The 12514-nt window shown below is 70.3% G+C and carries 8 protein-coding genes; 6 read left to right on the forward strand and 2 right to left on the reverse strand.

Going from position 1 to position 12514, the window contains the following annotated elements:
- Positions 1–566 precede the first annotated feature (566 nt).
- From ACH4YP_RS21905 to ACH4YP_RS21930, 6 genes are all read left to right on the forward strand, one after another.
- On the forward strand, positions 567–4373 hold the full coding sequence (locus ACH4YP_RS21905; protein ID WP_398491918.1) for a NocE: 3807 nt from the start codon (positions 567–569) through the stop codon (positions 4371–4373).
- 80 nt (positions 4374–4453) lie between these two features.
- Positions 4454–4846 carry a hypothetical protein gene (locus ACH4YP_RS21910; RefSeq protein ID WP_361066053.1) on the forward strand — a complete coding sequence of 131 codons (393 nt, stop codon included), beginning with the start codon at positions 4454–4456 and terminating at the stop codon, positions 4844–4846.
- 150 nt (positions 4847–4996) lie between these two features.
- Positions 4997–6298: an ATP-grasp domain-containing protein gene (locus ACH4YP_RS21915; RefSeq protein ID WP_361066056.1), complete on the forward strand. Its 1302-nt coding sequence runs from the start codon at positions 4997–4999 to the stop codon at positions 6296–6298.
- Positions 6295–7452, forward strand: coding sequence for a GNAT family N-acetyltransferase (locus tag ACH4YP_RS21920; RefSeq protein ID WP_398491921.1), 1158 nt, complete (start codon positions 6295–6297; stop codon positions 7450–7452). The genes ACH4YP_RS21915 and ACH4YP_RS21920 overlap by 4 nt, the downstream gene beginning before the upstream one ends.
- Complete coding sequence (locus ACH4YP_RS21925) at positions 7449–9155, forward strand: ABC transporter substrate-binding protein (RefSeq protein WP_398491923.1); 1707 nt, start codon at positions 7449–7451, stop codon at positions 9153–9155. Before ACH4YP_RS21920 ends, ACH4YP_RS21925 begins: the two co-directional genes overlap by 4 nt.
- A gap of 10 nt (positions 9156–9165) precedes the next feature.
- Positions 9166–10185 carry a GNAT family N-acetyltransferase gene (locus tag ACH4YP_RS21930; protein WP_398491925.1) on the forward strand — a complete coding sequence of 340 codons (1020 nt, stop codon included), beginning with the start codon at positions 9166–9168 and terminating at the stop codon, positions 10183–10185.
- Here ACH4YP_RS21930 and ACH4YP_RS21935 read toward each other — a convergent pair.
- The gene (locus ACH4YP_RS21935; RefSeq protein WP_361066066.1) at positions 10137–11135 is read right to left on the reverse strand and encodes an EamA family transporter; all 999 of its coding nucleotides are present in this window, start codon (positions 11133–11135) and stop codon (positions 10137–10139) included. The two genes, ACH4YP_RS21930 and ACH4YP_RS21935, sit on opposite strands and share 49 nt — an antisense overlap.
- A complete protein-coding gene (locus ACH4YP_RS21940) occupies positions 11132–12484 on the reverse strand; it encodes a serine hydrolase (protein ID WP_361066069.1) in 1353 nt (450 codons plus the stop codon). The genes ACH4YP_RS21935 and ACH4YP_RS21940 overlap by 4 nt, the downstream gene beginning before the upstream one ends.
- Positions 12485–12514 lie beyond the last annotated feature (30 nt).

The raw sequence follows: 12514 nt of genomic DNA on the forward strand, positions 1-12514 counted from the left end.
GGGGATGGGAGCCATCCGGCTTTTCCAGCAAGGGGGTTGTGGGCTGACGGTGCGGGTGGGGGGCAACAGCCGTGCAGAAGCAGAGAACGGCCCTGACGTTGTCGGGGACGGCGTGGTTGTCGGGGCGGCGGGACCGTCGAGCGCCGTGACGACCGCACGATGCCGTGCGGGACGGTGGAAACAGTGACTCACCTGCGCACCGAACCACCTGCGGTCGAGGTCGTTTCGATCTCCCGCTTCTAGGTCTCCGCCCCGGACAGTCGGCCCTCATCTGTCGGTGGGAGCCGGTTCCCGGGTGCGGTCGCACGCCCTGATCCGGGCGTGATCTCCGGCAGAGGGAGAGGACGTTGAGACGTAGCGGACGCAACATGTTAAGACATGCGCGTGTTCCCGTGGCCGCGGTCGTCGCAGTCGCGGTGGCCTGCGGTGTCGGTACTACGCAAGCCTACGCGGACGCAGTACCGCCAGGGGCAGCGAACGGATGGTCCTCGCAGACCGCGCGCTCGGCTGAGGAATCCGGTCCGGGAGCCGAGCCCCGCTCGGTTCCCGCGAAGAAGCGCGCCGAGGTGTTGGGCAAGAGCTACCGGTCGTCATCGGACCATGCGTTCACGACATCGGGCGACGGTACGGGTTTCCACCTGATGGTGGCCGCCGAGAGGGACGGCTACCGGTGGAAGACCGCAGCCTCGCTGTCCGAGCCCGGCTTTGAGACGGACGCCTGGATCGGCAACGCCTGTGTGACCGAGTCCGGCAGGTACGCGGCCGTCGCGTACGCGCCGCGTACGTTCACCAACAAGCCCGAGCTGATGAGTCGCGGCGCGTTTACCGCTCTCGTGAACCTGACCAACGGCGAGGTGCGCAAGCTGCCGTTCCAGGCCACGCTCGGCTACTTCTCGCCGGGCTGCGGCACAGGTGAGGAGGTCGTGTTCTCCCAGTTCACCGACGAACTCACGTCAAAGAAGAACGAGACCCGGCTGATCACGACCGACGCCCGCACGGGCAAGGCCGAGAAGACGACGGTGGCCGGCCAGGTCACCTCGGCGGTCCCGGTGAACGGCAGGATCGTTGCCGCGCGCGCCAATCGGATCGTGCGGATCAACGGGACCGCGGTGAAGACGGTGGCCCGCACCCACGCCGTACCGTTCCAGCTCAAGCCGGACAGCGACGGCGGCGTCACCTTCATCGACCGCCTTCCCGGCGGGAAGCAGCGGTCCGCGGCCGACGACCGAGCCGCCGTCTCCCGTATCACCGCCCAGACGGTGAGTTCGGCGAACAGCAAGGCTAAGGCGGCCGAGCTCGCCCACGGTACGCTCACCGACTTCGACCTCGCCCGTACGCCCGGCGGAGCGGTGTACGTCACCGGTGAGGCCGAGAACAGCGGCGCCCTGCCCGGCGCGGTCCGCAACCCGGGCGGGATCGACAAGGACGCCCGCATCTCCAGCCGCGGCGCGGCCGCGCTGACCACGGCGTGGGCGGACGGCAAGGACTCGCGGATCTCGCAGGAGGACTCCTTCTCCCCGCGTGCCGCCAGGATCACGCTGAAGGCCCTGGACACGGGGAAGAAAGCGGTTTTGGACGCCATGCCGGGCGAGCGGATCGGCAGCGACAGCGCCCAGCGTGCTGCGACCGCGGCGAGCCCGGCCCTGGCCGGGCCCGAGAAGTCCGGCAGGGCATCGACGCTGGCGTCGCCCGTCGACGCGGACCGCACGTGTTCGGTCCCGCGCAACGACCCGAAGAAGCAGGCGTTCCAGCCGACGCCGCGACAGATCGAGTGGGCCGTCAACCAGACTGTCGTCGGCAAGCTCAACACCCACGCGAGCAGGCCGGCGAACTGGAAGAACACGGGCATGGCCGCGTACTCGCCGCAGTCCCTGTTCCCGTTGAGCAGCATGAGCGGCGGCAGCGGTGCGGACTGGCACGTCCCGTCCCAGGTGATGCTCGGCATCACCGCACAGGAGTCGAACATGTGGCAGGCGACCCGGTTCGCTGTGCCGGGTGTCTCGGCGAACCCGCTGATCGGCAACTTCTACGGCGTCAAGTACTCCTCCGACGGCTCGCAGAACGACCCGTGGGCGATCGACTGGTCCGAGTCGGACTGCGGCTACGGTGTCACGCAGGTCACCGACGGCATGCGGCTTCCGGGCAAGGGCCAGCCGACGATGACTCAGACGCAGCAGGAGGCGGTCGCGCTCGACTACGCGGCGAACATCGCGGCCGGCGTGAACATCCTGATCGAGAAGTGGAACCAGACCCGCGGTGACGGACTGGTCGTCAACGACGGCCACCCGAAGTACATCGAGAACTGGTTCTACGCCCTATGGGCCTACAACAGTGGCTACTACCCCAAATCGACGGCCGGCAGCACTTCCGGCAGGTGGGGTGTCGGCTGGACGAACAACCCGGCGAACCCGCTGTGGAAGGAGAACCGCACTCCGTTCCTTGAGGACGCCACAGGCGCCGACGACTACAGCCACGCCGCACAACCGCAGCACTGGCCGTACGAGGAGAAGGTCATCGGCTGGGCGGCACGGCCCATCTCGGCGATGTTCGCTCCCGGTAACTTCCAGGCCGGTTACCGTGCCGCCTGGTGGAACTCCGTCGCCGACCGCACGGCGGCCAAGCCCCCGATCGGCCTGTTCTGCGACAGCAGCAACGACTGCAACCCGTCGAAGATCGGCACGGGCGCGACGAATGACACCGGCCGGGGCCCGTGCCTGCTGCCGGGCGACCCGAACGAGTCGGACCCGCTGTATCTGAAGTGCTGGTTCAACAAGCCGGTCACGTGGAAGAACTGCACGGTCAGCGCCGAGTGCGGCAACCCGATCCACCGATTCAACGACACCTACCCCGAGCAGGCGGACGCGAACTCGTACCCGCCGGAGTGCTCGGCCAACCTGCCCTCCGGAACGTACGTGGTCGAAGACCTTGCCGACGGCATCGTCCCGACCGGTTCCAGTACCCGCTCATGCGGGTCGATCTCGTCCGCCGGTTCGTTCGACTTCGAGTTCGGCTCCGCCTCGGCCCGGATGGACCTGCACCAGATCGGTGCGGGCTACGACAACCACTTCTGGTTCTCGCACACCAACAAGAACGGGTCGACCGACGCGAACCGTCTGAAGACCACCGGTACCTGGACGCTCAACAAGTCGGAGCGCGGCTGGATGCGCGTCTATGCGCACCTGCCCGACCACGGCGCGCACACCCGCCAGGCCGCCTACACGGTGGGCGGTACGGACTCCACCAGCCCCAAGCGCGTGAAGCCGCAGCGGGTGTCGAAGAACCAGTGGGTGTCCCTGGGCGTGTTCAACTTCACCGGAACGCCCAAGGTGTCCCTGTCGAACGTGACGGAGGACGGCAAGGGCACGGAGGACGTCGCGTGGGACGCGGTCGGGTTCCAGCCACTGGCCAACAAGCCGGCGAACCAGATCGTGGCCATGGGCGACTCCTACTCCTCGGGTGAGGGCGCGTCGACGAACGGCGGCGACGACTACTACCCCGAGTCCGACTTCTACGACTCGACCCAGCCGGACGCCGAGAACAAGTGCCACCGCTCGAAGTACGCCTGGGCGCGTCAGGCCACGCTGCCGGGCAGGTCGAAGTCGATCGGGGCCATGGCGGACGACCACGACTCCGACATGGACTTCCAGTTCATCGCATGCGGCGGTGCCCGCTACTTCCAGATCCTGCGCAACACTCAGTACGGTGAACCGGCGCAGCTGGACAAGGGCTATCTCGACCAGAACACGACCCTGGTCACGCTGTCGGTCGGCGGGAACGACATGCGGTTCACCGACATCTTCCGGCACTGCATCACGGCCCTGACGGTGTGCAACAACGACTCTCTGGGGAACGAGGACCCGGACACCGGGGAGGAGGTCAGCGGGGAAACCGGTGCGCTCGACCAGTGGGCACCGACGTGGGCACGCGACACGGTCAGACCGCGCCTGGTCACCACGCTCAACGAGATCCACAAGCGGGCGCCGAACGCGAAGATCGTGCTCATGGGCTATCCGAAAATCCTGGACGGCAACGGGCAGTGCATCCCCGGCATCGGCACCGAGGAGGCCCCGTGGCTGAACGAGATGGCTGACAACGTGGCCACCGAGATGAAGGGCGCGGTCGCCGACGCCAACAGCCGGTACAACGCGAACGCCGTCTTCTCCGATCCGCGCGACGAGTTCGCCGGCAAGGCGATCTGCGGTGACCCCGAGACGATCCACGGCGTCGTCCTGTCCGGCCACTCGAAGGCGGACAACCGCGATGTGGACTGGCTGCCGGGCAACGTGGCGCCGTCCATGAAGTCCTTCCATCCGAAGGTCGCCGGCGCCAGGGTGTTCGCCGACTCCCTGGAGCACACGCTCGCGGGCAACTGATTCGCCAACTCGCAATGAACGACAGGGGCCTGAGTACGTGTACTCAGGCCCCTGTCCCGGTTCGGTGAAACGGTGAGGACATGATGAAGGCCAGGATCGTCCGCTGTGTGAAGGGCGTGCTCGTATCGGCGCTTGCGGCCGTTGTCTGCTACTGGATGTGGAACTCCCTGCTGCAGTGGGCGGACGACTCGGCCGCGGCCGATGAGAGTGCGATGGGCGCCGGATGGCTCGAAAGCCTGCTGGCGGGGCTCATGGGCCTGCTGTCGATGCCGCTGCTGCTGTGGGCGGGCATGCGGCTGCTGGGGGAGCGGGGCAACCATCTGCTCGTCCTGGCCGGTGTGGCGGCATGGTGGCTCATCGGTGGCCACGTGGTCGAGGACGCCGGCGTCGGCGGCACGGCCACCGCACTGTTCCTCGCCCTCTTCGCCGTGCTCGGCGGTCTGCTGTCCCTCGTCGAGATGCCGAGGAACTGAACGGCCGGTGTGCGCGGCGTTCCTATGCGACTGGCCCACCGCCTATGCACGCCACCGCCCGAACCGTGCCCCGGACGTGACCGTCGGGTTCAACTGGTCCTGTGTTCCCGAGTCCGGTCGACTGCACGGCGGAATGACGGAGGCTGTTCGATGTCCACACCCCTGGCCGACTATGCCAAGTTCGCGAGCAGACGCGTCGCGATCGTCGAGCACATGCAGAACCACCCCTTCGTCCTGGGCCTGCACCAGGCGCGTGAGCACGGACTGGAGGTATGGCTGCTCGTCGGTGACCGGTCCTGGTACACCCACGGGCACGACTGGGACTCCCACCCGCTCGCCGCGGCGGTCGACCGGGTGATCGACGTGGACACCACTGATCTGGAGGCGGTGCTGTCGGTGGTGACCGGTGACGACGGCCGGCCCCTGGTGGACGGCCTGACGTCGTTCTCCGACTACCACACGGTGATCGCCGCGCAGGCGGCCCAGCGGCTCGGACTGCCCGGCCCCGACCCCGCCGCCGTGGAGACCGCCAACGTCAAGGACCGGCTGCGGGTCTCGCTCGGCGACGTGCCGTACAACATTCCGCACGTGCTGGTGAGCAGCCGGGACGGGCTCGACGAGGCGGCCCGTCGGCTGGGCTTCCCGATGATCGCCAAACCGCCCGCGGAGGCCATCAGTTACGGAGTCCGGCGCGTCGACGACATGGCGCAGCTCGTCGAGGCGTGGCAGGAGCTGTCGGGGATACGCCACAGCCTGCGCGGCCAGCCGCGGTCCGGGGACGTCCTGCTGGAGACGTACGTCGAGGGCGTCGAGGTCAGCGTCGAAACGATGACGGTGGACGGATACACCCATGTCTTCGGCGTCACCTCCAAGGACCTGTTCGGGGATCCGGCGTACATCGAGTGCGGGCACACCTTCCCCGTGCCGCTGTCCGACGACGAGCGCGAGGCGCTGTACTCCGTCGTCCGCGAAACCCTGGAGGCGATCGGCTACCGGCACGGGCCGTGCCACACCGAGGTGCGGCGCACCGAGTCCGGGTGGCGCGTCATCGAAGCCAATCCGCGGACCCCGTCCAGCTGCATGACCATGCTGGTCACGGACGTCACCGGACGCAGCCCGATCCTGGACGCCTGGCTGCTCGCGATCGGCGAAGTCCCGCCGATCGAGCCCGTCGTCCACAACGGAGGCGCCGCCGTGCGCATGATCTACCCCGAGCGGCGCGGCACCCTCAAGCGCATCGACGGCATCGAGGCCGCCTCCGCGGTGCCCGGCTGCCAGGTACTGCTGCACGTGGAAAAGGGAGACAAGCTGCTGCAGCGGATGGACAACTCCTCCTGCGTCGGCTTCACCTACTGCAACGGACCGGACCGGCTGGAGGCCCAGGCCCTCGCAGACAAAGCGGCCTCCTACCTCGACTTCGTGGTCGAGGAGGACGAGGACGAGCAGCCGTGAGCGGCGACGTGACCGGGCAGAGCGTGCGGGGCGGGGCGGACGTGGTGCGGGTGGCCGATGCCGCCGGGCTGCCCGGGTCCGGCTGGCCGGATCTGGTCGGCCCCGAGGACTTCTTCCAGACGCCCCGCTGGCTGGCGGTCCAGGAGCGCAACTCCGGCACCACGATGGACTTCCTCGTCCGCCGCCGGGCGGACATGCCCGTCGCGGCCCTGGTGACCGCGTGGGCGGACGACTCGGTGCCGTGGCTGCTCGCCCGGCCGGACGCGATGCTCGCCCGGGCGCTCGAGGACAGGACGCCCGACGTGGAGGCTTGCCTGGTCGACGTGGCCGGCGGCGATCCGGCGTCGCTGCTGCCGTCGCTGGTGTGCGGCGGCCGCCACCTCGGCCGCACCCGTCCGCTGGCCGCGCCCGAGGCGCTGCCGTCGGACGTCGAGGCGCTGGTGACCGAGGCCGAGCAGCTTGCCGAGGACCGCGGCGCGGCCTCCGTGTGCTTCCCGCACGTCGACGAGCGCGACACCGGCCTCGTGGAACTGCTGCGGCACCGCGGCTACCGGTCACACCCGTCGGCGCACTACGCCTGGCTGCCGATTCCGCCCGGCGGCTGGGACCAGTTCCTCGCCGAGATGAGCAAGCACCGGCGCCGCCGGGTGCGGCTGGAGCGCCGGGCCCTGGACGAGGCGAAGGTGGAGGTGCGGATCGAGCCGCTCACACAGGACCTGGTGCCCCGGCTGGGCGAGCTGGACTGCAACCTGCTGCGCAAGTACGGCAATCCGGCGAGCCCCGAGCACTCGGCGGGGCTGCTGAGCTGGATCGCCGAGGTCATGGGCGACGACGTCATGGTCTCCGTCGCCCGCAAGGACAACAACGTCATCGGCTTCGGCATGGTCCTGCGCTCCCGGTCCCGGGGCCGGGAGGAATGGTTCGGCCACCGCGCCGGATTCGACTACGACGCCCAGGGCAAGCTGCCGCTCTACTACGACGTCCTGTACTACCGCGTGCTCGAGGCCGCTGCCCAGGAGGGCGTGTCCGTCCTGCACGCCGGGATCGGCAGTGTCGAGGCGAAGCTTGCCCGCGGCTGCCTGGCGAGCCAGGAGCACTCGTTCCTGCTCCGCCTGCCCCGCACCGACACGGACCGGGAGAGGACCGCACGATGACCGCCGCAGCACGACGACTCGCCCCGGCGCCGGCCGGCGCCGGCTGGAACGCCGCCGTGGGCGCGATGGTGAACCCCTCGGACCGGCGCGGCGGAACCCTGCGTCTGGTCTCCTCGGCCGACGTGGACTCGCTCGACCCGGCGCGTACCTACTACGTGTGGGTGTGGCTGCTGCAGCGGCTGCTCAACCGCACGCTCATGGCCTACCCGACCGACTCGGGGCCCGCCGGGCTCGTCCCGGTCCCCGACCTGGCCGAGGGCCCCGGGCAGGTGAGCGACGGCGGCCGGACCTGGACGTACCGGCTGCGCCCGGGTCTGCGCTACGACAACGGCAGCCCGATCACCGCGGCCGACGTGCGCCACGCCGTGCAGCGAGTGTTCGCCCAGGACGTGCTTCCCGGCGGCCCCACCTATCTCGTACCGCTGCTGGACGATCCCACCCGGCCGTATCCCGGCCCGTACCGCACCGCGGAACCGCTGCGGTCGGTGCGCACGCCCGACGAGCACACGGTCGTCTTCCACCTGAACCGGCCGTTCTCCGACTTCGACCACCTGATGGCCCAGCCCTGTGCGGCGCCGGTGCCGCGGCACGCCGACACGGGCGCCGACTACGGCAGCGCCCCGCGCTCCAGCGGCCCGTACCGCGTCGCCCAACACCGGCCGGGGGCGTTCCTCCACCTGGAGCGCAACCCGCACTGGGACCGGGCCACGGACCCGATCCGGCCCGCGCTGCCCGACCGGGTGGAGCTGACCATCGGGCTGGACATCGACGAACTCGACGCCCGGCTGATCGGCGGGGACTTCGACATCAATCTGGAGGGCCGGGGCCTGCAGCACGAGGCCCAGCGCCGGCTCACGGCGGACGACGTGCTGCGCTCGCACACGGACAACCCCCGCACGAGCTTCCTGCACTTCGTCTCGGTCCAGCCGCACATCCCGCCGTTCGACGACGTCCACGCACGCCGGGCCGTGCACTACGCGGCGGACAAGATCCTGCTCCAACAGGCGCGCGGCGGTCCCGTCACCGGCGGCGACCTGACCACGGCGCTGTTCCCGCCGCGGCTGCCGGCGCACCAGGACCTGGACCTGTATCCGACGGGCCCGGACCTGCGCGGCGACCTGGACGCGGCGCGGGCCGAACTGAAGGCGGCGGGTCTCCCGGACGGCTTCGAGGCGACGATCGGAACCCAGCGCGGCAAGTTCCGGCTGGTCGCCGACGCGCTCGCCGAGTCGGTGGCCAGGGTCGGCATCCGGCTGACCGTGAAGGAACTGGACGTGGCCACGTACTTCAGCCTTGGGGCCGGACATCCGCAGACGGTGCGCAGGCATGAGCTCGGCCTGATCGTCACCGACTGGGGCGCCGACTTCCCGACCGAGTACGGCTTCCTCGCTCCGCTCGTGGACGGCCGCCACATCAAGCACAACGGCGGCAACTGGAACCTCCCCGAACTCGACGACCCGCTGGTCAACGATCTGATCGACGAGACTCTGCACACCACCGACCCCGAGGCGCGCGCACGCCGGTGGCGGGCCGTGGAGCGCCGGGTGATGGAGCACGCCGTGCTGCTTCCCCTCGTTCACGACAAGACCCTGCACTTCCGCAACCCGTGGGTCACCAACGTCTACGTCCATCCGGCGTTCGGCCTGTACGACATCCAGGGGATGGGCCTCGCCTCCGGCGCACCGACCGGCAACGACTCGTAAGGGACCTCATATGAACGACACCCCGCGCGACCTGGAGTTCGTCCCACTCGCCGCGAACGACGACGAGACGGTCGGTCAGTGGCTCGACCTGCTGGCCGACTTGGCCGAAGCCGGCCCGTTGTCCGCGCCCCCGTGCAACGTCGACATGGTGGGCTCGCTGCGCTGCGCCCCGCCTGCCACCACCCTGGACGACTGGGTCGTGCGCAGCGCGGGCCGGGTGGTCGGCGCGCTGCGGCTGGCCCTGCCCGACGGCACGCCGACAGCGCGGGTGGACCAGTTGCTCGTCCATCCCGGACTGCGCCGCCGGGGCATCGGCCGGGCGCTGCACGGCCACGCGCGGCAACTGGCCCGTAAGCACGGGCGGTCCGCGCTCACCGCGACCGTCGTCGAAAGCCTCCCGTCCGGTCCACCGCAGGACCCGGGTCCGGCCGCCTTCGCCGCCGCGACGGGCGCGACCCGCTCGGACGTTCCGGCGGGCGTGCACCAGTGGCTCGACCTGGACCGGCACGACCCGCTGGCCGACGGCGTCCCCGCCACGCCCGCCGGATACTCCCTCGTCACCTGGGGCACCATCACCCCGGACGAGTACGCGGTGCCGGTGTCGGAGCTCGAACTGTCGCTGGGCGATGCGCCCGTGGACCAGGCCGAGCAGGAGGTCAGGGTCAGCTACGCCCGGCAGTTCGAGACCATGCGCGTCGGCCGGGGGCGGCGGGCCCACCACACCGGGGTCGTCCACGAGGCGAGTGGCCGCCTCGCCGGCTACACCAGTGTGTCGAAGACCACCGGCAACCCCGCGTACGCACTGCAGGGCATGACGGTGGTGCACCGCGAGCACCGCGGCCACGGATTGGGCCTGCTCCTCAAACTGGCCAACCTGGAGCACGTCCTGCGGCACGAGCCCGCCGTACGGCTGCTGGAGACGGCGAACGCCGAGGACAACCACCCGATGATCGCCGTCAATGCCGCGATGGGCTTCGAGCCCTACGACCGCTGGGTGTTCTGGCGCAGCTCCGTCGGTCCGTCGGACTGATCCGGACCGGCCGGTGTCTCCGGCTCCGGCAGGCGGCGCCGCACCAGTCGCGCGCGGCCCGCCGGAGCCCTTCCCGGCGTCCCTGCCCGTCGTCCCTCCGTTGCCCCCACCAGCACACCGACGACGACCGCCAGGCTGGCCACGGCCGACCGGGCGGTGAGGCGTTCGTCGAGCACGAGCCACGCGGCCGCGACGGCGACGACCGGCACGAGCATGGAGAACGGCGCCACGGTCCCCGCCTCGTACCGCTTCAGCAGGGTCGTCCAGATCCCGGAGCCGACCACGGAGCCCGCGAGCGCGATGTACAGCAGCGCCAGCAGGCCGGGCAGGCCGTCGGTGCCGAACGACTCGCCGAACGCGCGCCACCCGGTGGCGGGGCCCTCCATGACGGCCGACAGGGCCAGCAGCGGCACCGGCGGCAGGACGGACATCCACAGCGCGAAGCGCACCGGATGGTCGGGGCGGGCCTGTCGGCTGGCGACGTTGCCCAGTGCCCAGCCGAACGCCGCCAGCAGAGTCAGCAGCAACGGCAGCAGCGTGGCGCCCCGGGCCCGCTCCACCGCGATCGCGGTCATGCCGAGTACGGCGAGGACGATGCCACCCAGCTGCCGCCGGGAGATCCGCTCTCCCAGCAGCAGACCGAGCAACATGGTGAAGGGCGCCGACGCCTGCACCACCACCGAGGCCTGCCCGGACGGCATACCGATGTCGATGGCGAGGAAGAGCAGTCCGAACTGCAGTACCCCGAAGCCCAGTCCGTAGACCACCAGCCAGCGCAGCGGCGCCTTGGGCCGGGGCACGAACAGGGCCACGGGCACGGCCAGGACGAGGAAGCGCATCGCGGAGAGGAAGACCGGCGGATAGTGGTCGAGACCGATGCGCACGGCGAGGAAGTTCAGGCCCCACAGCATCGCGACGAGACAGGCGAGGAGCCGGTCCCTGACACTCACCGGGCGGCTTCCCCGTCGGACTCCCCGACCGTCTCCTCGGCTCGTCCGCTGTCGCCCGTGCCGGACTCCAGGAGGCCGGATTCGATGACCCGCGCGCCGAGGCCGCGCAGGATCAGGCCGTCGCCGATGAGCTTCTGCTCGTCGGCAGCCTGCCGCAGTACCAGGACGTACGAGGTGCCGGCCGGGTCCTGGAGCAGCCAGCAGAACAGCATGACGCCGGGGCAGGAGCCAGCCTTGAAGTACACCCTGGTCCACTGGGAGCGGTCGACGGGGATGCCCGGATAAGCCGTCAGGATCCGTTCGGCCGTGCCGGTGACGTCCCGCTCGCTGTCGTGCACGAGTCTCTCGAGGACGCGGAGCACGTCGTACGCGTTCATGTGCCAGTCGAGGCCCAGCTGGTGCACCGTCTCGCCCAGGTCGGAGCTGCGCACGGTCAACGGCCCAGCGATCTCGCGCAGCAGCTCGCGGCGCCCGGCTTCGTCCCGCCGCGTCCACTCCGCGCGCCGCTCCGGGGCGCCCCAGCCGAGTTCGAAGACCTCGTGACTGGCCAGGAACGGGCGCATCACGGACGGGTCGTGGTGCCCGGAGTCGACCAGGCTCCGCTCCACGGCGTCCCGGCCCAGCCGGACCGCGATCAGATCAGCGGCCGTGTTGTCGCTCATCGCGATCATCTTGTGCGCCGTCTCGCGCACCGAGACCCGGGTCCCGTCCGGCAGCTCCTGCATGTCGCCCGTGGGCAGGCTGCGCAGCTCGGGAGTGACGGTGACCTCGTCGTCCCAGCTCAGGTCGCCGCTCTCGATCGCCCGGAGGAGAGCCCGCATCACGTAGAGCTTGTACGCCGACCCGGTGGGCATCAGCCGGTCGGAGGCCGACTCGTGCAGGACGACGGGGCCGGCGGGCGTGAGCCGCGCGGCGAGGACGGAGTGCTCGACTCCGGGTGTGCGCAGCGCGTCCTCCAGGTCGTCCCAGGTGTGCGCCTCGGGGATCACGGTCTCGGGCTGGAGGGCGAGGACGCGGATCAGCCCGTCGGAGTCGAGGGTCAGCGACAGCGTGTAGCGCTCGCCCGTCGGCCCCGACAGCACGACCCAGCCCTTGTGGGCGACCGGCTGGTACGCCTGGATCGTGAACGGCCCCTTCGCCCGCCACTCCTGAAGGATCGGGGAGAAGCCCTCCGTGAGCCGGGCGTGGAAGGCGGGCACGAAGCGTGTGGCCAGGGCCTCGTCCGGGGCGAGGTCGGGCGCCTTCAGTAGCCCTATCGCCCACCGGGCCACTTCGCCCATCGGGGAGTCATCGGCGGCGAGCGCCGCCTGGGCGGAGGACTGGACGGAACCGGCAGCTTCGATCATCATCGCTCCTTGTCGGCCGCTGTACGGGGGAGT

It is taken from the genome of Streptomyces sp. NPDC020747 (genome assembly GCF_044334695.1).
In the GTDB taxonomy this organism is placed as follows: domain Bacteria; phylum Actinomycetota; class Actinomycetes; order Streptomycetales; family Streptomycetaceae; genus Streptomyces.